This is a genomic window from uncultured Desulfovibrio sp. (assembly GCF_949282365.1).
Lineage (GTDB): Bacteria > Desulfobacterota > Desulfovibrionia > Desulfovibrionales > Desulfovibrionaceae > Desulfovibrio.
This window is the reverse complement of the sequence record NZ_CASDOY010000047.1, coordinates 1-21635: the sequence shown is the minus strand read 5'-3', so window position 1 is coordinate 21635 and position 21635 is coordinate 1. Positions and strand designations below refer to the sequence as shown.

General features: G+C 67.8%; 15 protein-coding genes and 1 tRNA gene. 7 read left to right on the top strand and 9 right to left on the bottom strand.

All coding sequences use genetic code 11. The features are described 5' to 3' along the window. Positions 1-166 precede the first annotated feature (166 nt). A complete protein-coding gene (gene ilvD / locus Q1X76_RS08450) occupies positions 167-1846 on the bottom strand; it encodes a dihydroxy-acid dehydratase (protein ID WP_300719230.1) in 1680 nt (559 codons plus the stop codon). Positions 1847-2218: 372 nt separating this feature from the next. Between ilvD and Q1X76_RS08445 the strand changes: the two genes are divergently transcribed. Then, a complete protein-coding gene (locus tag Q1X76_RS08445; RefSeq protein WP_300719229.1) occupies positions 2219-3787 on the top strand; it encodes a lipopolysaccharide biosynthesis protein in 1569 nt (522 codons plus the stop codon). A gap of 227 nt (positions 3788-4014) precedes the next feature. Here Q1X76_RS08445 and mgtE read toward each other — a convergent pair whose 3' ends face one another. From mgtE to Q1X76_RS08415, 6 genes are all read right to left on the bottom strand, one after another. Further along, positions 4015-5403 carry a magnesium transporter gene (gene mgtE / locus Q1X76_RS08440; RefSeq protein ID WP_300719228.1) on the bottom strand — a complete coding sequence of 463 codons (1389 nt, stop codon included), beginning with the start codon at positions 5401-5403 and terminating at the stop codon, positions 4015-4017. Between the two features lie 19 nt (positions 5404-5422). Further along, positions 5423-5620, bottom strand: a complete 198-nt coding sequence (locus Q1X76_RS08435; protein ID WP_300719227.1) for a hypothetical protein — start codon at positions 5618-5620, stop codon at positions 5423-5425. 854 nt (positions 5621-6474) lie between these two features. Next, positions 6475-7395, bottom strand: coding sequence for an agmatinase family protein (locus tag Q1X76_RS08430; protein WP_300719226.1), 921 nt, complete (start codon positions 7393-7395; stop codon positions 6475-6477). A gap of 1041 nt (positions 7396-8436) precedes the next feature. Beyond that, entirely contained in the window at positions 8437-10071 is a 1635-nt protein-coding gene (locus Q1X76_RS08425; protein ID WP_300719225.1) for a lactate permease LctP family transporter, read from the bottom strand. 289 nt (positions 10072-10360) lie between these two features. Further along, the gene (locus Q1X76_RS08420; RefSeq protein WP_300719224.1) at positions 10361-11020 is read right to left on the bottom strand and encodes a class I SAM-dependent methyltransferase; all 660 of its coding nucleotides are present in this window, start codon (positions 11018-11020) and stop codon (positions 10361-10363) included. Positions 11021-11112: 92 nt separating this feature from the next. Next, on the bottom strand, positions 11113-11634 hold the full coding sequence (locus tag Q1X76_RS08415) for a hypothetical protein (RefSeq protein WP_300719223.1): 522 nt from the start codon (positions 11632-11634) through the stop codon (positions 11113-11115). Between the two features lie 239 nt (positions 11635-11873). Here Q1X76_RS08415 and Q1X76_RS08410 point away from each other — a divergent pair, with 239 nt between their 5' ends. The 3 genes from Q1X76_RS08410 to Q1X76_RS08400 are packed head-to-tail and all read left to right on the top strand — an operon-like array spanning position 11874 to position 15935. Further along, on the top strand, positions 11874-14231 hold the full coding sequence (locus tag Q1X76_RS08410; RefSeq protein WP_300719222.1) for an ATP-dependent helicase: 2358 nt from the start codon (positions 11874-11876) through the stop codon (positions 14229-14231). A gap of 1 nt (position 14232) precedes the next feature. Then, positions 14233-15282: a thiamine-phosphate kinase gene (gene thiL / locus Q1X76_RS08405; RefSeq protein ID WP_300719221.1), complete on the top strand. Its 1050-nt coding sequence runs from the start codon at positions 14233-14235 to the stop codon at positions 15280-15282. Positions 15283-15284: 2 nt separating this feature from the next. Next, positions 15285-15935, top strand: coding sequence for a class II aldolase/adducin family protein (locus Q1X76_RS08400; RefSeq protein ID WP_300719220.1), 651 nt, complete (start codon positions 15285-15287; stop codon positions 15933-15935). Between the two features lie 503 nt (positions 15936-16438). Here the strand turns inward: Q1X76_RS08400 and Q1X76_RS08395 are convergent. After that, a complete protein-coding gene (locus Q1X76_RS08395; RefSeq protein WP_300719219.1) occupies positions 16439-17782 on the bottom strand; it encodes a deoxyguanosinetriphosphate triphosphohydrolase in 1344 nt (447 codons plus the stop codon). A 395-nt stretch (positions 17783-18177) separates the two neighbouring features. Between Q1X76_RS08395 and Q1X76_RS08390 the strand changes: the two genes are divergently transcribed. After that, a tRNA-Arg gene (locus Q1X76_RS08390) sits at positions 18178-18254 on the top strand. A gap of 382 nt (positions 18255-18636) precedes the next feature. Here Q1X76_RS08390 and Q1X76_RS08385 read toward each other — a convergent pair. After that, complete coding sequence (locus Q1X76_RS08385; RefSeq protein ID WP_300719218.1) at positions 18637-19080, bottom strand: hypothetical protein; 444 nt, start codon at positions 19078-19080, stop codon at positions 18637-18639. Between the two features lie 225 nt (positions 19081-19305). Here Q1X76_RS08385 and Q1X76_RS08380 point away from each other — a divergent pair, with 225 nt between their 5' ends. Together Q1X76_RS08380 and selA are read left to right on the top strand one after the other, a co-directional pair. Then, a complete protein-coding gene (locus tag Q1X76_RS08380) occupies positions 19306-20574 on the top strand; it encodes a cyanophycin synthetase (protein WP_300719217.1) in 1269 nt (422 codons plus the stop codon). Positions 20575-20584: 10 nt separating this feature from the next. Continuing rightward, on the top strand, positions 20585-21635 hold a 1051-nt coding region (selA, locus tag Q1X76_RS08375; RefSeq protein WP_300719216.1), incomplete at its 3' end, for an L-seryl-tRNA(Sec) selenium transferase.

Below are 21635 nucleotides of genomic sequence, written 5' to 3'. Positions count from 1 at the left end.
CTCCCGGATGGCCTCCTGACGGGCGCGGGCGCGGCCGGGACGCGCGCCGTCCGTGGAAACGGCCCGGAACGGAACGCATCCGCCCGCCGGAGGGCCGTACGGGAAGCCGCCGTACGGCGGCGGGACCGCAGCTGCGGCTCCCCGGCAAAGGGATGCGCTCCCGCGCCTAGACCTTCTTGTACATGGCGCCGCTGTCGGCGGAACTCACCATGCTGGCATAACGGCGCAGCACCGGATAGGGGCATTCCTTCTGCGGCGGCACCAGTTCGGCACGGCGGCGGGCCAGCTCGTCCTCGTCCACCAGCAGGTCCAGCTTGCGGTTGGGGATGTCCACCAGGATGCGGTCGCCGTCACGCACCAGAGCGATGGGACCGCCGTTGGCGGCTTCGGGCGAGATGTGGCCGATGGCCGCGCCGTTGGTGCCGCCGGAGAAGCGGCCGTCGGTGAACAGGGCCACGTCCTTGCCCAGGCCCATGCCGGTGATGGCGGCGGTGGGGGACAGCATCTCGCGCATGCCCGGGCCGCCCTTGGGCCCTTCGTAGCGGACCACCACGCCGTCGCCGGGCTTGATCTTGCCGTCCAGGATGGCGTGCATGGCCTCTTCCTCGCTCTCGAAGACGCGGGCGGTCACTTCGCGGCGCATCATCTCGGGCGCCACGGCGGACTGCTTGACCACAGCGCCGTCAGGGGCCAGCGAACCGCGCAGGATGGCGATGCCGCCCTCCCTGGAGTAGGCATTGTCGATGGTGTGGATCACGTCCGTATCCAAGATGCGGGCGTTGCGTTCCTTCAGGTTCTCGCCCACGGTCTTGCCGGTGACGGTCATGCAGTCCTTGCGGATGAGGCCCAGCTTGTCCAGCTCGCTCATGACGGCGGGGATGCCGCCGGCGTTCTCCAGATCCACCATGTAATGGCGGCCGGCGGGCGAGAGCTTGCAAAGGTTGGGGCTCTTGCGGCTCACTTCGTCGAAGACCGAAAGGTCGATGTCCAGACCGGCTTCGTGGAAGATGGCGGGCAGGTGCAGGGTGGTGTTGGTGGAGCAGCCCAGGGCCATGTCCACGGCGATGGCGTTCTCCACCGCGCCGCGGGTCACGATGTCGCGGGGGCGGATATCGCGTTTCACCAGATCCATGACGCGCATGCCGGCCTGCTTGGCCAGACGCACACGGCCCGCATACACGGCCGGGATGGTGCCGTTGCCGGGCAGGGCCACGCCGATGGTCTCGGCCAGGCAGTTCATGGAATTGGCCGTGAACATGCCCGCACAGGAGCCGCAGCCGGGGCAGGCGCGTTCTTCCCACTGGGTCAGTTCTTCTTCGCTCATCTGGCCGTTGCGCACGCGGCCCACGCCTTCAAAAAGGGTGATGAGGTCGCCCTGCTTGCCTGGGGCCAGGGTGCCGGGCAGCATGGGGCCGCCGGAGACCAGCACCGAAGGGATGTTCAGGCGCATCATGGCCATGAGCATGCCGGGCACGCACTTGTCGCAGTTGGGGATGAAGACCAAGGCGTCGAAGGCATGGGCACGGGCCATGATCTCGATGGAGTCGGCGATGAATTCGCGCGACGGCAGGGAGAAGCGCATGCCCTCGTGGTTCATGGCGATGCCGTCGCACACGGCGATGGCGGGGAATTCCAGGGGGGTGCCGCCGGCCATGCGCACGCCCGCCTTGACGGCCTCGGCCAGCTTGCCCAGGTGCAGGTGGCCGGGCACCACTTCGCTGGCGGCATTGACCACGCCCACCAGCGGACGTTCCATTTCCTCGCGGGTCAGGCCCAGCGCGTAAAGCAGGGAGCGGTGGGGGGCTTTTTCCAGACCGGTCTTCATTTTTTTGCTGTTCTCTTCCATGACGGTATCCTTTGGACGGTTGTCGGCGGCCCGCGCGGCGGCAGCCGGCCGCGATGACCTGCGCGGGGCTCTTGTGCATGGGCGTCACGGGGGCAGCGGCGCGGCGGCCCGCCGCATGGTGGCATTGGGGGGCGGGGCGGCGCTGCCGGTAAGGCGGCCGCTCCGGGCGCGGCAGGGCCGCGTCCTCCGGTGCGCTGTTTGTGCGTGCGCTCAATGGTCTTTCATACGCAAAAAGCCCGCAGCCGTAAACAGCCCTCCGCCGCCGGGCGCCTGTGCGGACAGGGGCGCATATGCCAGGCAGCCGGCGTCTGTGGCGGGCCGCCGTGCCATTCCCCGCTTGTGGACAGGCGCAAAGTGGGCTAGGTTCCCTGCATGGGAAACAGGACGAACACCGCCACGCCGCCCCTGGCGCGCCGCTATGTCTGCAAGCTGCTGGCCAATGTGGCCTCCGTACCGGTCTATCTGACTATGGAGGCCATCCTGCCCCGGACCCTGGGTCCGACCATGTACGGCAATTACAGCTTTGCCACCAATTTTTTCCAGGAGCTTTCCTGCCTGCTGGACATGGGCACGTCCACCTGTTTTTACAATGCCCTGTCCCGCCGCCAGTCCGAAACGGGCCTCATCAGCTTCTACCTGCGTCTCAGCCTGCTTATGGCCGTCATCAGCCTGCTGGTGGCGGCGGTCATGCAGGTCCCCCTGCTGGGCAACTGGCTGATGCCCGACGTGCCCCTGTGGCTGGCGCCCCTGGCCGCCATCTGGGCCTTTTTGACCTGGTGGGGCCGCATCCTGCGTTCCATGAACGATGCCGTGGGCGCCACCGTGCAGTCCGAGCTGGTGCGCACCGTGGTCTCGCTGGCGGCCGTGGTCCTGCTCATCGGCCTCTTTTGCCTGGACTGCCTCAATATCTTCAGCCTGTTCGGCCAGCAATACGCCATGCTGGGCGCCACGGCCCTGGGCTACTGGATCGTGACCCGCCGCCACTGGGAAGCCTGTTACGGCGGCGCGGACACGCATTTCTGCCTGCGCCTGACCCCGGGACAGGGCAAGGCCTACTGCCGCGAGTTCTTCGCCTACAGCCACCCGCTTTTCGTCCAGGTCCTGCTGACCTTCCTGATGCTCACGGCCGAACGCTGGCTGCTGCAGTGGTTCGACGGCAGTGCCGAGCAGGGCTACTACGCCCTGGGACAGAAAGTCTACATGGCCTGTTACATGTTCGTTGCGGCCATGACGCCCCTGGTCATGCGCGAGGTCTCCATCGCCTGGGGCCAGCGCGACCTCAAGCTCATGGGCCATCTGGTCAACCGCTTCGCGCCCCTGGTCTATGCCGTGGCCGCCTATTTCTCCTGCTTCAGCATGGCCGAAGGCCCGGCCCTGGTGAGCCTTTTCGGCGGCGCGGAATTCACCGCCGCCATCCTGCCCGTGCAGATCCTGGCCCTCTACCCCCTGCACCAGTCCTATGTGCAGGTGGTGGGCTCGGTCTTCTACGCCTCGGGCCGCACCCGCGACCTGCGCAACATGGCCCTGCTGGAATGCGTCTACGGCATGATCACGGTCTGGGTCCTGCTGGCACCCGAAGACTACGGCGGCCTGCACCTGGGCGCCGTGGGCCTGGCCATCAAATCCGTGGCCGTGCAGTGCGTGACCGTCAACATCTACCTCTGGCGCGCCTCGCGGCTGGTGCCCATCCGTCTGGTGCCCATCATGCTGCACGAGATCTGGTGCGTGCTGGTGCTGGGCGCCCTGGCCTTCGCCTGCCGCGAAGCCACCATCCTGCTGGGCCTGGGCGGCATCGACTCCCTGCTGCGCTTCCTGGCCTCCGGCGTCATCTACACCGTGGGCGCCGGGCTCACGGCCCTGCTGCTGCCGCAGCTGCTGGGCCTGAGCCGGGCCGAGCTCTACGGACGCCTGCGGGGCCTGCGCGCCCGTCTGGGACGCTAGGGCCCGTTGACAACGGCATCCGCAGTTGTTTGGGGGAAGGGAAAGCCCCCATCTCTGCTGGCGCTGCCCGCGCGAGAGGGCTTTCCTTCCCCCCACGCCTCCCATCCTTTCCCCAATGCGCTTTTTCAGAGGAGCGCGGGGCATGCGGCAGGCATCCTTCAGCGGGCATGCGCAGCCGATATCCTCCCTTTATTGGAAATAACTTGTAAATGTTGCGTCAACACGCCCTAGCCCGCCTGCCGCAGCAGATCGCCCAGCAGGGCATAGGCGAAGGCGAAGTAGACGAACACGCCCACCAGATCCATGACGGAGGTGATGAGCGGCGAGGACAGGGTGGCCGGGTCCGTGCCCATGCGCCGGGCCAGGAAGGGCAGGAGCACGCCGATGATGCCGCCCAGCACCGTGCAGACCAGCATGCTCAGGCCCACCACCAGCAGCACGTCCCAGCCGATTCCCTTGGAGAACCAGGCCAGCACGCTCTCCAGCCCGGCCACCACCAGGCCCAGGGCGGCGGCCACGGGCAGCTCGCGCCGCACCACGCGCCAGATGTCGCGCCAGTCCAGGCGCACGTCGCCCAGAGCCATGGCCCGGATGACGAGGGTGGCCGACTGGCTGCCCGCATTGCCGCCCATGTCCACGATGGGCGCGATGAAGGCCGCCAGCACGATGACCTGCGAAAGGATCTCCTCCTGCGCGGCCACGAAGGTGCTGGTCACGATGCCGAACAGGGTCAGCAGCACCAGCCAGAAGGCGCGCACGCCGAACAGGGTGCGCAGGGGCGAGGCCAGGATGTCCAGATCGCTGCCGCCGTCACCGACCGTGCCGCCGAAGCGGGCCAGCTGGGTGGCGTCTTCCCGCTTTTCTATGTCCATGGCGTCGTCCACGGTGACGATGCCGACCATCTTTTCCCCGCCGTTGATGACGGGCAGGGCCAGCAGGTCGTAGCGGCCGATGAGCTCGGAGGCCTTGCTCCGTGGCCACTGGGCCCGTGCAAACACGGGATCGCGGCGCATGATGTCCCTGATGGTCAGGGAGTCATCGGCCAGCAGCAGCTCGCGCAGGGAAAGGGTGCCGCACAGATGCCCTTCCCTGTCCTGCACATAGATGACGTAGATGGTCTCCCTGTCGGCGGCGGTGGCCCGCACATGGGCCAGGGCCCGGGCCACGCTCATGTCCGGCAGTACGGACACATAGTCCGAGGTGGTCACCGAGCCCACGCTGCCTTCGGCATAGGCGGCCAGGCGCAGGATGTCCTCTCGTTCGCCGTGGGCCAGGGCGGGCAGCAGGCGCTGGCGGGCAGCTTCATCCAGATCGTGGAACAGGTCCACGCGCTCGTCGGCGGCCATGCCTTCGAACAGGGCCACCACGGTCTCGCGGGGCAGCTCCTGCAACAGGCGACTTTGGCGATCTTCAGAAAAATACACGAATACTTCGGCCAGCGTCCCGGTCTTCAGGCAGGGCAGCAGGCGGGCCACATCACGGATCTTCAGGATCTCCAGGGCCTCGGCCATGTCGGAGGGATGGACGCTTTCCACCAGTTCGGCAAAGGCCGTGATGTCGATGTCGTGGCGGGCGGACAGATGGCGCACGGTGCGCAGCAGGTCTTCACGGATCATGGTCTTTCTCCTTTTTTCTTCAGCGTGCGGGATGGGAACGGCAGCAGGAGGACGGCAGGCGCCGCCCGAAGGCCGTCTGCGATCCGGGGTCGTGCGGCCGGGCACGGAAGAGAAGAAAGCCGTTATGCGTCCAGGGGACGAAAAGGATCAGGCCCAGGTCATGGACGGTGACGCCGGAGGCGACCCGGCGGGCCTGCTGGTTTCTTTTGCGGATCATGACAGACCTCCCCAAGGTTGGGGTACAGGGGGCAGGCGCGTGCGAAGGCTGGCGCGGTCACGGACGACGGGAGGGGGGCAGGGTGACTGTCCATAGGTCAGCTCCTTTGGTTGGGGGGTGTGCGTGGGGAAAGCCTTTCCGGCGGACGTCATGGCAGACGCACGGCATGACGGCAGGACGTGCCGTTGCGGGCCGCTACGGGACGTGCGCAGGCAGTGCCGCAGGCTGGTCACCTGCAGACCTGACGCCGAAGGCAATGACAAATTGGTGGCGGAAAGCCATCCCGCAGGGCAGGGCCCGGCAGAGGACGGCAAGGATGTGACGGCCTGTCAGCAGGCAGTGCGCATCACGGACGTCCGGCCCATGACGGGGATGGACGAGCGGGAAGGATGCAGGGCATGACGGCGTGTCCGGAAGATGCTCCGGTCACGGACGGGGCCGTACAGGGAGACAGACGGCAGGAAGATGCGGGAACGGGACATGGAGACCTCCTCGCAGGGCCGGCACTGCCTGCGGGAAGGCGGACGCAAGGCAGGCGGTCAGCGTGACGGGACGGATTCCTGGATACTGGGAGGGATGGGACTGTCAGATGACATGGGGACTCCTTGCGTGACATGGCCGTCAGCTCGACGGCCTGTTCCCTATGGCACAGATAAGAATAAAAGTCCAGCAAAAAAGCCGGGATAGCGATGACACCACAAAAACGCCGTCAAGGAGCAAAGCTGGGAGGGGGCTTCCCGCAGCCTGCGATGCCTTCCGGCCGGAAGGCCGGGCCTGCGGCATCGGCTGCCCGGACAGGGCGCCAGCAGGATGCGGGACACCCCTCCTCCCTCCAAGGCGGAGTGCCCCGGCCGTTATGCCTTGCGAGGCAGCCCGGCGCGCTGGGCAAAACCCATGAGGGCGTGGGTCAGCTTGGCGGCGGTGAAATCCGCATGATGCAGGCCGGGCAGGGGCGCCAGCTCCACCACGTCCATGCCGACCATGACGCGGCCCTGCAGGCAGCGTTCGATGAGCAGCAGGGCCTGATGCCAGAACAGGCCGCCGGGCGAGGGCGTGCCCGTGGCGGGCATCAGCGAGGCATCCAGGCCGTCCACGTCGAAGGTGATGTAGAGGCGGCGGGGGAAGTCCGCGGGCAGGGGCCGCTCCGGCAGGCCCTCACGGAAAAGGACGTCGGCGTCGTAGTGCAAGACATTGTACTGGCGGCGCACCTCCACTTCTTCCCGGCAGAAATCGCGCATGGCGAACTGGGCCAGCGGCAGGCCCAGATCGGCCACGGCCCGGTGCATGACGCTGGCGTGGGAATAGATGGAGCCTTCATAGCTGGCGCGCAGGTCCGCGTGGGCGTCGAACTGCACCACGCCGAAAGGCTCGCCCGTGCGCGCGGCCTCGGCGGCCAGGACGCGCAGGGCCCCCAGGGTCACGGTATGTTCGCCGCCCAGGATGACAGGCAGTGCCTTGCAGCCCAGGGCCCGGGCCGTGGCGGCCCCGATGCGCTCCAGCACGGTCTCCACGGGCGCGTCGCAGTCCACGGCGGGCGCGGTGTACAGGCCCGCTTCGCCGGGCGCGCTGATGCCGTCCCAGGCCTCCAGCTGCTGCGAGGCGGCCAGGATGGCGGCCGGGCCGCGGGACGTGCCGCCGCCGTAGGAGACGCTCTGCTCCAGCGGCACGGGGATGATGTGGAAGGCCGCCTCGTGCGGGGCGACAGGCGCATATTCCGAGGCCAGGAAGCAGCTTTCGTCGAACTGCTGATGGCAGACCGTGGCGGGGGTGGACATGGTTTCCTCTCTGAACGGAAAAACGGCCTGCTGGGGGGGCAGGCCGTTTAGGTTGAACTGTCAGTAAGAAAGGAAGGTACTTAGCTTACTGCATGGAACGTGCCAAAAAATGCCAGCGAAGTTCTTTTGCATATCTTATTGTTTTTATTGGATTATATCCTTACGCCCCATCCAGGGGCCGTTTAATTTTTTTTACATCGCCGCCCTGGAAGGCCCCCGGGGGGACAAAAATCTTGCACAGCCGCGCGCCGGGCCGGGAGCGCGCCCTGCCCCTGTCCGGCCGCCAGAGGAAAAACGGGCCGCTTCCCGGTGGCGAAATGGCCGGTCTTGCCCGTGGCGGCCGCTGCGGACAACGGGGAACAGGGGCAAAAAACGGCATGCGGCGTGGCGTGCCGCCTCCCCATACTACGGGCGGCGCCGGCGCCGCAAGCGAAAAGCCGCGCAGGTCAAAAAAGCTGGCCCGCCGCTCCCCACGGCCCGGCCCCTCGGTGCAGGATTTTTGTCCCGCAGGCGCGCCGGAGGGCGGTCGGACGGAACGCCGAACAGACCGCCGGATGAGCGGGACAGCCGGCCGTGGCCTGCCGGGTCCCGCATCCGCCGCAAGGCTTGGGCGGCCGTGGCGTTGTCTCCCCTGCCGGCTTGACGCGCCGTCCCCGCCTTTCCGCTCCTGTCGCACCTTCCTGCGGCCTCTCCGTCTCCCTGCCGTGCCTGCATACCGGGCCGCAGCCCTGTCGTACGCTATGGCGAGGGCATCCGGCACACGGCATTCCACACACGGCATGTGACACACGGTATCCTGCGGCGCGAAGGGGGCCCCGGCGCCTTGACGGACGCGGCCGCCGCTGCGGGGCGTGCGCGCGCTGTCCGGCCGCACGGCGAAGGCCGGGACAGGACAAGACCGGCCGCATGGCGGCAGGCAGCCGCTCCGCGCCGGGCAGGACCCGGGGCCGGAGCCATACGAAAAGGGCCCCGGAAGACCGGGGCCCTTGCTGCTACATGCCGCGTCAGGCCCTCAGGCCCGACATGGGGACGCCGCCGTGACTAGGGCAGCATCCAGGAAAGGGGACCAGCCTGCAGGTAGGCCAGCACGCAGAGCACCAGGGTCATGCCGATGCTGTGACCGATGGTGAAGCGGAAGAGCTTGCCTTCCTGACCGGCATTGTTGGTGGCGGCGGTGGCCACGGACAGGGACTGGGGCGAGATCATCTTGGCGGTCACACCACCGGAGGCGTTGGAGGCCACAGCCAGTTCGGGGCGCATGCCCACGGCCAGGGCGGTGTCCTTCTGCATGCCGCCGAACAAGGCGCAGGAAGACGTGTCCGAACCGGTCAGGAACACGCCCAGCCAGCCCAGCAGGGGCGAGAAGAAGGGGAACAGCCAGCCGGTGTGGGTGAAGGCCAGACCCAGGGTGGAGCTCATGCCGGAGTAGTTCATCAGATAGGCCAGGCCCAGGATCATGGCGATGGTCAGGATGGGGAAGGTCAGCTGCTTCAGGGTGCGCATGAAGCAGGCGATGGCCTTGCCGTAACCGTACTTGGGCATGAAGGGCACGGACACCAGACCGGAAAGCAGGATGGCGGTGCCGCCGGCGGACAGCCAGTTGAAGCCGAACTTGGCGGCGTACACGGCGTCAGTCTGCACGATGGGGGCGGTCTTCATGATCTCGCCGTCCAGACCGGGCCAGGAGAAGTTGAACACCGTGCCGGGGATGCCGTTGAGGATGGCCTTGAAGGAACCCAGGCCCCAGAAGAACACGAACACGGCCAGCACCAGATAGGGGGCCCAGGCGCGCATGACCACGGACAGGGGGTAGCCCTGGCCCTGCAGGTTGGAGGCGCCTTCACCTTCGAAACGGAAGATGTTCTTGGGCTGCCAGACCTTGAGCAGCAGCATCAGGGCCACGATGGTGGCGATGGCGGAGCCGATGTCGGGCAGGGTCGGGCCGTGGAAGTTGGAGAGCAGGAACTGCGCGCCGGCAAAGGCCACACCGGCCACGATGATGGCGGGCAGCACTTCCATGGAACGCTTGAAGCCGCACATGACCACGCAGACCCACAGGGGCACGATCAGGGACAGCAGGGGCAGCTGGCGACCGGCAATGGCGGAAACGGTCATCTGGTCAAGGCCGGACACCTGGGCGGCCACGATCAGCGGCACGCCGATGGCGCCGAAGGCCACGGGGGCGGTGTTGGCGATCAGGGCGATACCGGCGCCCCAGAGCGGGGTGAAGCCCAAGCCCACCAGCATGGCGGCGGCGATGGCCACGGGGGTGCCGAAACCGGCGGTACCTTCGATGAAGCAGGAGAAGGCGAAGGCGATGAACAGGGCCTGCAGGCGGCGGTCGTCCGTCAGGCGGGCCAGGGAGTCTTTGATGATCTCGAACTCACCGGATTCCACGGTCATGTTGTAGACCCACACGGCCGTGATGACGATCCAGACGATGGGGAACAGCCCGAAGCAGGCGCCCAGGGCCACGGAATTGACTGCCAGGCCCACCGGCATCTTCCAGACCAGCACGGCCACCAGCAGGGCGCCGATGAGGCCGGCCACAGCGGCGATATGGCCTTTGGCCTGCCGGAAAGCCAGCATGTAGAACAAAATGATCAGCGGCACGGCCGCGGCCAGCGCCGACAGACCGATGCCTCCCAGGGGTTCGTAAACCTGAGTCCAAGCCATCTTTCTCTCCCTTCTAGAAAAGCGTGCCGTCCCGCCGCCCGGCCCCTGCCGGGAGCAGGCGGCACAAATACATCCATACTGGTCAGATTAGACCCGCAATGATGAAAATGCAATAGGTTAGACATGCTCGCAGGCCACGCGCACGCTTTTTCCCCGCCCGAAGCGATATGATAATTATCTGATTTTAATAACTATTTTTATTTTATAAAATAATTCATAACATCTTCGCAGGCCGCACCCGGCACAGGAAGATACAGGGAAAAAAGGCAGTTCCGCCCATGCGCGCCGTTCAGCCGCGCCGCACGGGCAGGCGCTCGGCCAGCAGGACGGTCTCGCCGTGGCTGTCCCGGTTGGCGTCCCGGCAGCAGAGCACGCGCCAGCGCCGTGGCTCCAGACGGGCGAGCCGCGCCGTCAGGGCCGCCTCTTCGGCCGCGCCGCCGTCATGGCCGGTATAGCAGTGCAGGCTCAGGCAGCCCTGCGGGGCCAGACGTCCCAGCAGGGCCTCCACGGCCGCCAGACTGCCCGCCGCCGTGGTGGTGCAGCTCTTGTCCGCGCCCGGCAGATAGCCGAAGTTGAAGATCGCCGCCAGCAGGGGCCGCTCCCTCTCCCGCGCGGGCAGGCCGTCCAGCAGCGCCGGCAAGGCCGCGTGGGAATGGCGCACCAGCCGGATGTCCAGAGCGTCGCCCGGCAGGGGCGGCAGGGCGCAGGCCGCCTCCGCCGAAGCGCAGCAGCGCGCCGCCATGCCCGCCTGCTCCAGACGCGCCCGGCTGGCCCGCAGGGCGGCCTCCTGTACGTCCAGCGCCAGCAGCAGGCTGCCCGCCGGGGCCTGACGGGCCAGGAACAGGCAATCGTGCCCATTGCCGGCGGTGCCGTCCAGCAGCAGGGGCGGACACGCGCCGCCCGTGTCGCGCCAGGCCGCCAGGGCACGGAGCACGGCGCTGTGCGCCACGGCGTCCAGAAGCGAAGGCCGGGGCGGCCGCAAGGCCGCCCCGGCGGGAAGAACGTTCGCCGCCGCAGGGGCGGCCGCGGGAGCCGTCATGATCAGTGGGTGGTGCCGTTGCCTTCGCTGCGCGGCGCGGCCATGCGGGTGGCCAGTTCCTTGACCTGGTCCGTGGCGCACCACTGGGCGAAGAGTTCGCGCCAGCTGCCGAATTCCATGAAGGTCTTGTCCAGCTGGTTCTCGTGCATCTGCACCCAGGCATTGAAGAGCTGCATGCGGGTCTGGAAGGTGGTGCTGTCGAACACGGTCTCGGCCATGCGCTGCGGCAGGACCTTGCCGTCCAGATGTTCCATCACATAGGAACAGACCGCCTGCTGCGACAGGGCGAAGCTGATCTCCTTGCCGTTCAGGCTCTCGGCCAGGGGCAGCAGCTCGGGATAGAGCTCCTTGATGCGCGCCATGCCCTGCTCGGGGATGGCCACGCACAGGGGCTTTTCCTCCCCTTCTTCCACAGGGGCATCCAGCTTTTCGGTGAGGAAGTAGAAACGGATCCAGTTCTCGAACATCACGGTTTCCAGGATGCGCAGCACGGCATTCTGGAATTCTTCTTGAGGCGTAGGCATGGAACATCCTTTATGCAAAAAAATTTCAGAGTAGTTTACGTTCCCCGCCCCACGGCGTCAACTGGCGTGACGGCTTTCCGTGCCTTGACCGGACCTGCCGGGCGGGCCCCGGCGGGATGCCCCCATCGGCATGGAGCATGACGTTCGCCTGTGTGGAAGACGCGCCGTGCGCGGGCCCCGGCGGGATGCCCCTGCGGGCTCCTCTGGCCTGCCCTGCGCCTTTATGCTAGTCTGGCAGGATGATTGATTACGCGCACGCGCTCAACAGCGCCCAGTACGAGGCCGCCACCTGCGGCGACGGGCCGGTCCTGGTGGTGGCCGGCGCCGGTTCCGGCAAGACCCGCACCATCACCTACCGCCTGTCGTGGCTGGCGGATCATGGCGTGTCGCCGGAATCCATGCTGCTGCTCACCTTCACCCGCAAGGCAGCGCAGGAGATGCTGCAACGGGCCGCGGCCCTCTCCGACCATGCCCTGAGTCTGGTGCAGGGCGGCACCTTCCATTCCTTCGCCTTCGGCGTGCTGCGCCGCTACCGGCCCGACTGGCTGGAAGACCGTCCCTTCACGGTCATGGACGGCGCGGACATCACGGCGGCGGTCAAGGCCTGCAAGGACGAGCTCCGGCTGGGCAAGGGCGACCGCTCCTTCCCGCGCACCCAGGCCATCGTGGGTTTTTTGAGCAAGGCCCGCAACAAGGAACTGCCCCTGGACGAGGTGCTGCAGCGCGAGGCCTTCCACCTGCTGCCCTATGCCGAGCCCCTGATGCGTCTGGGCGAGGCCTATGACGCCTACCGCAAGGCAAAGGGCCTGCTGGATTACGATGACCTGCTCTTCGAGCTGGAACGGCTGCTGCGCGACAACGAACGCGCCGCCGGGAACCTGCGCCGCCGCTTCAGCCACATCCTGGTGGACGAATACCAGGACACCAATCTGGTGCAGGCCCGCATCGTGCGCCTGCTGGCCGGGCCCGAGGGCGAGGGCCTGCCGCCGGGCAACGTCATGGCCGTGGGCGACGAGGCCCAGTCCATCTATGCCTTCCGGGGCGCCAATGTGCGCAACATCCTCGATTTCCCCAAGCTCTTCCCCGGCACGCGCATCATCCGGCTGGAGGAGAACTACCGCTCCACCAGACCCATCCTGGACGTGGCCAACAACCTGCTGGAGCACGCGGCGGAATCCTTCCGCAAAAAACTGTTCACCCGCAAGGAGGGTGGCGCGCCGGTGCGCCTGGTGACGCCCCTCAGCGACATGAGCCAGGCCAAACTGGTGGTGCGCCGCATCGAGGATCTGCTCACCCGGCACCTGCCGCACGAGATCGCGGTACTCTTCCGGGCGGGCTTCCATTCCTACCATCTGGAAATGGCCCTCAACCAGGCGGGCATCGCCTTCCGCAAATACGGCGGCCTGCGCTATACCGAGGCGGCCCACGTCAAGGACGTCATGGCCTATGCCCGGCTGCTGCTCAATCCGCTGGACATGCCCGCCTTTTCGCGCGTGGCCGAGCTGCACGAGGGCATCGGCCCCAAGACCGTGCTCAAGCTCTACAACGTGGCCCAGAGCGCCGACGGCCCGGCCCTGGACAAGGCCTGCGCCCGTTTCCCCTCCTTCCGCGAGGATCTGCGCTTCATCGCCGAGATGCGCTCCCGGCCGCTGCATCCGGTGACGGCGCTGGAACTCATCGTGGACCATTACCGGCCCGTGCTGGAGAGCCGCTACCCCGAAGACTGGCCCCGCCGCCAGCAGGGTCTGGAAGAGATCCTGCAGATGGCCTCGGGCTATAACGACCTCGACCTCTTCCTGGCCGATCTGGCCCTGGACTCCCCCGACGAGGAGGACGGGGACGACGAGGGCCGCATCACCCTGTCCACGGTGCACTCGGCCAAGGGCCTGGAGTGGAACGCCGTGCTGCTCATCGATCTGGTGGAGGACCGCTTCCCCTCCCGCCACGCCCTGGCCCGCCCCGAGGACTTCGAGGAGGAACGCCGCCTGATGTATGTGGCCTGCACCCGCGCCCGGCAGGAACTGGACCTCTATGCGCCGGCCACCATCTACAGTAAGGCCGAACAGGGCACCCAGCATGTGGCCCAGAGCCCCTTCGTGCGCGAGCTGCCCGCCGCCCTGACCGAGGAATGGGTGGAAAGCTACGGCGGCAGCCTGAACAAACGCGCGCGCGGCGGTCTGTTCGCCGATCCTTTCGAACCGCGGCCGCAGCCGTCCGGCCCCGGAGCGGGCTTCGGACGCGGGCGCCGCATGGGCCCTGCCGCGCCCGGGGGACTGACCCCGGCCCAGCGTCTGGCCGCCACCCGTGCCCTGCAGGACGCCGACGACTGCCAGCTGCCCCCCGACGAGCGGACGGCCGCTACGGCCACACCGGCCCGCGCCGCCGCAGCTCCCGCACCGGGCCCCGCTGCCGCCGCCTCGGTGCTGGACGCGGCCAAAGCCGCCACCGCCACGGGAAAGGCGCTCCGCTTCTGCCGTCACAAGATCTTCGGTCGGGGCAGGATCGTCCGTTTCATGCCCCCGGACAAGGTGCAGGTGAACTTCGCCGGTTTCGGGGTCAAGGTCATCCTGGCCGACTATCTGCAACTGGAGGACTGATATGCCCCAGCCTTCGCGCGCTTCCGAGGACAGCATCCTGGCCTGTCTGGCCCGCCATTTCCCGGCCACGCACCCTTCCCTGCTGCTGGGCCGGGGCGACGACTGCGCCGTGCTCAAAGCCGGGACGCCCCTGTGCGTGAGCAGCGACCTTTTTCTGGAGGACGTCCACTTCCGGCGCGCCTACTTCACGCCCGAGGAGATCGGGCACAAGGCCCTGGCCGTCAATGTGAGCGACATCGCGGCCTGCGGCGGCCGTCCGCTGGCCTTCACCCTGGCCCTGGGCCTGCCCGATGACGTGGACGCCGCCTGGCTGGACCGCTTCTTCGCGGGCATGGCCGCGCTGGCCCAGGAACAGCGCCTGGCCCTGGCGGGCGGGGACCTTTCGCGCAGCCCCTTCCTGCATGTCTGCATCACCATCTGGGGCGAATCCTACACGGGCGGGGACTTCCTCGTCCGGGGCGGCTCCATGCCCGGGGACAGCCTGTTCGTGGTGGGCCGCCCGGGCCTGGCCCGCGTGGGCCTGCAGGTGCTGGAAAAGGAAGGCCGCGCCGCGCTGGAACGCTGGCCCGCCGCCTGCGCCGCCCACCTGACGCCCGTGCCGCAGGTGGATGCCGGGCTGATGCTGGCCCGCGCGGGCGCCAATGCCCGTCCCCCGGCTCTGATGGATCTTTCCGACGGCATCATGCGCGACCTGCCCCGTCTGCTGGGCCGCACCGGCGAGAGCCGGGCCCGGCGCCACGACGATACCTCCACGGCCTCGGAACGCGGTCTGGGCGCGGCCATCCTGCTGCCCCAGGGCATGCTCCATGCCGAGGTGGTGCGCCATGCCCGCGAGAACGGCCGCAACCCCGTGCACGAGGCCCTGCTGGGCGGCGAGGATTACGCCCTGCTGGGTTCCTGCGCCCCGGACATGCTGCCCATCCTCCATGCCGCCGTGCCCGGCTTCATGAGCATCGGCACCGTGACCGACGACGGCGAGCTGACCTGCAACAACGAGCCGCTGGAAGAGCTCCAGGGCTTCGACCATTTCGCCATGCCCACGGAGGCCTGAGCATGTCCTTCCCTCTTTTCCATCAGCGCTGCGGGCAGGACATCGCCCTGGCCGGCCTGCCTGCGGGCATCGTCCGGGAACTGGCCGAAGTCTGCCGCGAGGCCTGGCATGGCGGCATGCTGGCCGGCTGCAACGGCAACGCCAGCTGCCGCTGGCGAAGCCCCGTGGGCGAGCGCATCGTCATCACCCGCAGCGGCGCGGCCAAGGGCCGTCTGCGCCTGGGCGACCTCTGCGTGCTGGACGCCCGCAGCGGCGCCACCCTCTACGGCGGGCCCTCGTCCAGCGAAGGCCTCATGCATCTGGAAGTCTACGCGGCCCGGCCCCGGTGTGGGGCCATCCTGCACACCCATCCCCGGCAGCTGATGGCCCTGTCCCTGAAACTGGAACAGCAGCCGGACTGGCAGGAGCGCTTCCTGAAACTGCCGGTCTTCGAGTCCGGCGTCTGGCGCGCCCGCCTGGGCCACGCCCCGGCCTTCGAGCCCGGCACCCGCGAGCTGGCCGAAGCCGTGGGCCGCGCCGCCCGTGAACACGAGGCCGTCTGGATGGCCCGCCACGGCCTCTGCGCCAGCGCCCCCTGCCCGGGCCAGGCCCTGACCCTCAGCGAAGAACTGGAACATCTGGCCGCCATCCAGCTGCTGGCCGGGGCGCTCTAGTTCTTTGCGGGGAGAGGAAGCCCTCTGCCAGGGCCAGGCCCCATGACGTTTTGTTTTGCGGCGGCAGGAAGCCCGTTGCGTTGCTGTCGATGCCCGTAGCTTCCTTCGTCGCAACGGGCACGGCCTCCGGCGTTGCTGTCGATGCCCGTAGCTTCCTTCGTCGCAACGGGCACGGCCTCCGGCCGCCATCCGGTCGCGCGTTGCTGTCGATGCCCGTAGCTTCCTTCGCCGCAACGGGCACGGCCTCCGGCCGCCATCCGGTCGCGCGTTGCTGTCGATGCCCGTAGCTTCCTTCGTCGCAACGGGCACGGCCTCCGGCCGCCTTTGGGTCGCTGCCTGCGGCAAAAAGGAGTCCCTTCCCCTCGAACTCCCCATCGTCCCCAAAACCCGCCAATTTTTATGGCGAACAAGGACGGGAATCCCCATTTCTGAAAATGGTTTTTATCTCAGCATAGTCTTTGGGATCTTCCACAGGAACACAGCCTCGATGATGAGTCCTGAGCCTAGCAGGACGTGCCCAGGAACTGGGTGGACACGAAGCTGGCGTACGGATCCGTCATGCCGGTGATGAAATCCAGCACCCGCAGATAGGAGACGTACAGGTCGTCGTCCGGGCGCGGGGCATGGCCGCCCATGAGCTGCAGGGCCTGCTGCTCCTTGTAGGTGAGGCGCCCGGGCTCGTAGATGCGGCGATGGCAGGCCGGGACGAAAGTATCCAGCAGGCGCTTGTAGACGCTGTAGGAACCGATCTCCAGCGCGGTCTTGTGGCTGTTTTTGAGGATGCGGTTGTTGAAGATGTCCCTGGCCCGTTCCATGTATTCGCGCACGTCCTCCGGGGCCAGATCCATCAGGGGTCCTTCGCACTCGCGGCGCATGATGCGTTCGTACTGCGCGGCGAAGGTCTCGAACAGGCTCGCGGTCAGGTAGCCGATGACCCGGGCCCGCACATAGCCGGCCCGTTCCCGGTCCGAGCCCATGCCCTCTAGGCGCTGCATGTCCAGATGCAGCCGGGGCGCCACGGGCTCCACCACTTTCAGGATGTCCGTCAGGGTGATGATGTCCAGCTCGCGGGCGTCTTCCATGTCCACGATGCGGTAGCAGGTATCGTCGGCCGCCTCGGCCAGCAGGGAGAGCGGATGCCGCGCGAAGCCCCCCCGGCGCGTCTTCAGGCCCAGGGCGGTGAACACATCCTCGAAGATGCCCGCCTCGGCCTGATAGTAGTTGAACTTGCACTTGCCGCCCCGCGCGCGGGCCTGCCAGGAATCCCACGGATATTTGACCATGCTGGCCAGCGTGGGATAGGTCAGGCGGAAGCCGCCCTGATCGCGGTTGTTCTCCACCACGTTGACCACCCGGAAGCCCTGGGCGTTGCCGTCGAAGCAGCGGAAGTCGCTCTGCTGCATCTCCTCCAGCGCGTTCACATAGACATGGTTGACCGGGTCGCCGAACCAGTCGCGGATGGCGGACTCGCCCGCGTGGCCGAAGGGCGGATTGCCGATGTCATGGGCCAGGCAGGCGGCCTCGAGGATCTGGCCGGGGAACTCCGGCGCGGCGTAGTCAGGCAGCTCGCCCCGGCGGCGCAGGAAATAGCCCGCCATGGCCCCCAGCGAACGGCCCACGCTGCTGACCTCCAGCGAATGGCTGAGGCGGGTGTGGATGTGGTCGTTGCGCACCAGCGGATGCACCTGCGTCTTGCGGGCCAGCCGCCGGAACGAACTGGAATAGACGATGCGGTCCCGGTCTTTCAAAAAAGGACTGCGGGCCGGGTCCAGCTTTTTGAAATCCACGCCGCTGCCGCCGTAGCGCAGGGGCAGCAGCAGCTTTTTCCACTGTTCCAGAAAGTTCATGTGACCTCCGCTTGCCGTGGGAAAGACGACCGTCAACGTACGGGCAGCCGGCAAGACTTTGCTCCAGACTGCCACGCCCGGCGGCCGAAGACAAGGGAGACAGGGGACGGGAAGATTGCGGAAGAAAAGGCTGCCGCATCGGGAGGGCCGCCGTCCGCTGCGGCGCCTGGCTGCCGGGAGCAACTCCAGACGAAAGGACGGCAGGCGTCCATATCCAGCTGCCGCCATACCCTGCTGCCGCCTGCCTACCGGGACAGCAGGCAGCCGCCGCGCGGAAGAAGACATCGCTCCTGACAACCGCGCCGGCCCCGTCCAGCGCAGCCTGCCCGCCGCCCTGCCCGGCCGCTGCCCATGCTACTTGACGGGCAGGCCCTTGCCACCTATAAAGGCAGCACGCGCTCGTAGCTCAGGTGGATAGAGCAGGAGCCTTCTAAGCTCTTGGCCGGGGGTTCGAATCCTCCCGGGCGCGCCAGATATCGCAGCAGGCCGTCTTTGTGGGATGGCCTGTTTTTTTGTCTCCTGCGCAGGCTGTCCGCCGTGGCTGCCCCCATCTTCGTCGCCCCCTGTCAGGAGCTGGGCCGGATGTCCCGACGGTCCCATCCGTCGCCACGCAGCTGCTGATCCCCAACAGCGGAGGCTGCACCGTCCCAAGGGGAACAGTATCCGCAGCATGTTTTTGGGGAAGGGAGAGCCCTCTGCTCACGCGAGAGGGCTCCCCCTTCCAAAGCCCCCCTTTCCCCAGCACGCTTTTTCAGATGAGCGCGGGAGCCTGCGGCAAGCCGCCTTCACTGGACATGTGCAGCCGATACTCTCTATTTATTGGAAATAAATTATAAAAATTGTGTCAACACGCCCTAGCCCTCTTTCTCCAGCCGGTACAGGGTCAGCCCCTGCGGCAGGGGGGTCTCTTCACTGACGGTATAGCCCAGCCATAGCAGAGGGCGCAGGGCTGCGGCATCCCGTGCCGGGAAGAGCAGCTCGCGCCGGGCCCCGGGCAGCAGGCTCTCCATCTGCAACAGCAGCATGGTCTCCACATACTGTCCCTGCCACTGCGGATGCACCAGCAGACACGCCAGACGCTGGGCACCGTCTTTTTCGCGCCCGCACACGGCCCCCACCATGGTTCCATCATCCAGCAGGGCACGCAGGACCACGCCCCCGGCAAAAAAATCTTCCAGGCTGTCCCCCACCGTCACGGGCAGGGCCTGTCCTTCCGGGAACAGATGCTCCCGTACCAGTTCCTGCAACTGCAGCAGGGACGGCAGATCCTCGCGACAGGCTTTTTCAAGACGAATCATGGGCATCCTCCTTGCCGCATACAGCCTATCAGGGGGAAACTGTCGCCGCAACCGGACCGCCCCGCATATTCCTCCACTGTTACGCCGGGCCTCCTGGCCCCTCCGCCTTCCGCGCCCGCCACGGGCAGGGACGGCGCGGCCTTCCCCTCCCCGCCGTCGCCGCGACGCGCTGCCGCCGCAGGGGCGACCGCTGACAACGACCGGGAATTGTGGCATGGTCGCGCCATGAAGACTGCCAAAACATTCACCACCATCGACCAGGTCCGGGAGCATCTGGACGGCCTGGGTTTCTTCCACATGGACCTGAGCCTGGGGCGCATGGAGACGGCGCTTGCCCGGCTGGGGCTCACGCGTCCGCCCTTCGTGGTGGCCCAGATCGTGGGCACCAACGGCAAAGGCTCCACGGCCGCCTTCCTGGACAGCCTGTCCCGCGCCCACGGCTGCCGCACGGGCCTCTATACCTCGCCGCATTTCCTTTCCCCCTGCGAGCGCATCCGCATCGACGGCGTCCCCCTGCCGGAAGACCAGTGGCCCGCCCTGGCCACGGAAGTCCACGCGGCGCAGCCGGAGCTGACCTATTTCGAGTTCCTGACCGTGCTGGCCGTGCTGGCCTTCGCCCGCCGGGGCGTGCAGCTGGCCGTCATGGAGGCCGGTCTGGGCGGCGCGCACGACGCCACCACGGCCCTGGCCGCCGACCTGACCTGCTTCGCGCCCGTGGCCATGGATCACGCCGCCGTGCTGGGCCCCACCCTGCGGAACATCGCCGCGGACAAATGCGGCGCCATCCGCCCGCATGTGCCGGTGGTCAGCGCGCCCCAGTTCCCCGCCGCCGCGGACGTGCTGCAGCGCCGGGCCGACCGGCTGGCCGCGCCCCTGCATGTCGTCGCGCCCCTGCCGGGCAACATGCCGCTGGGCCTGGCCGGACCGCACCAGCGCATCAATGCCGCCGTGGCCCTGCACGCCTGGCAGGCCCTGACCCCGCGCCTGCACCTGCGGCCGCGGGCCGACGCCGTGGCGCGCGGTCTGGCCCGCGCCTTCGTGCCTGGACGCCTGCAGTCCGTCCCCGCCACCGGGGGACACCCCCCCCTGCTGCTGGACGGCGCCCACAATGCCCACGGCATGGCCGCGTTGCTGGCCCATCTGCGGCAGGCCGGCCTGCGCCCGCGCGCGGCCATCTATTCCTGCCTGGGCGACAAGGACTGGCATCCGGCCCTGATGCTGCTCAAGCGCGCCCTGGGCGCGGCCCCGCTCTTCATCCCGGCCCTGCACAACGAACGCGCCGCCGATGCCGCCCAGGTGACGGCCGCCGCTAATGCCGTCCCCCCGGCTGGCGCCATCCTGCTGCCCGACGTACGCGCCGCGCTGGAAGCCGCGCGCGACCTGCCCGGAGATGCCGGGGCCCCGGTCATCATCAGCGGTTCCCTCTACCTGCTGGCCGAATTTTACGCCCTCTACCCCCAACTGCTGCACGCGCCGGCCCCTGACCGGAACTGAAGGAGAGCGCATGAACCATCTTTTCCGCGCCCTGCCGTCCATGGACGCCAGTCTGGAAGCCCTGCTGGCAGCGGACAGGGGCCTGCATGACCTGCCCCGCCCCCTGTTGCGCGAGGCTGTCACGGATTTCTGGAACAGCCGCCGCGACGACATCCGCGCCGGACGCCTGCAGGACCCCGCCGAACTGGCCCTGGAGGCCTGCCTGCCCGAGCTGCTGGCCTTCGTGCGCCGCAAGACGGCCCCGCGCCTGCGCAACGTCATCAACGGCACCGGGGTGGTCATCCACACCAATATGGGCCGCTCCGTGCTGGCGCAGAGCGCCCAGGAGGCCGTGCGCCGGGCCATCTCCGGCTATTGCAGTCTGGAACTGGATCTGGGCAGCGGCGGTCGCGGCAGCCGCTATGTCATCATCGATGAACTGCTGCAGCGCCTGACCGGGGCCGAGGCCGCCATGGTGGTCAACAACAACGCCGCCGCCGTGCTGCTGGTGCTGGACACCTTCTGCAAGGGCGGCGAGGTCATCGTCTCGCGCGGTGAACTGGTGGAGATCGGCGGCAGTTTCCGCATCCCGGAAGTGATGGAAAAAAGCGGCGCCTGCCTGCGCGAAGTAGGCGCCACCAACCGCTGCCACCTGCGCGATTACGCCGCCGCCATCAACGAGCATACCCGGGCCCTCATGCGCGTGCATACGTCCAACTACCGCATCGTGGGCTTCCATGCCGCCGTGCCCCTGCCCGAGCTCACGGCCCTGGCCCGCGAGCACGGCCTGCCCGTCTTCGAGGATCTGGGCAGCGGCTCCTTCATGGACTTTTCCGCCGTGGGCCTGCCCAACGAGCCCACCGTGCCCGAGGTGGTGGCCGCTGGCGCTGACGTGGTGACCTTTTCCGGCGACAAGGTGCTGGGCGGTCCCCAGTGCGGCCTCATCGTGGGCAGCTGGGAGCGCATCGAGGCCCTGAAAAAGAATCCCCTGACCCGCGCCCTGCGCTGCGACAAACTGACCATGGCCGCCCTGGAAGCCACCCTGCGCCTCTATTGCGAGCCCGAACGCGCCCGGCGCGAGA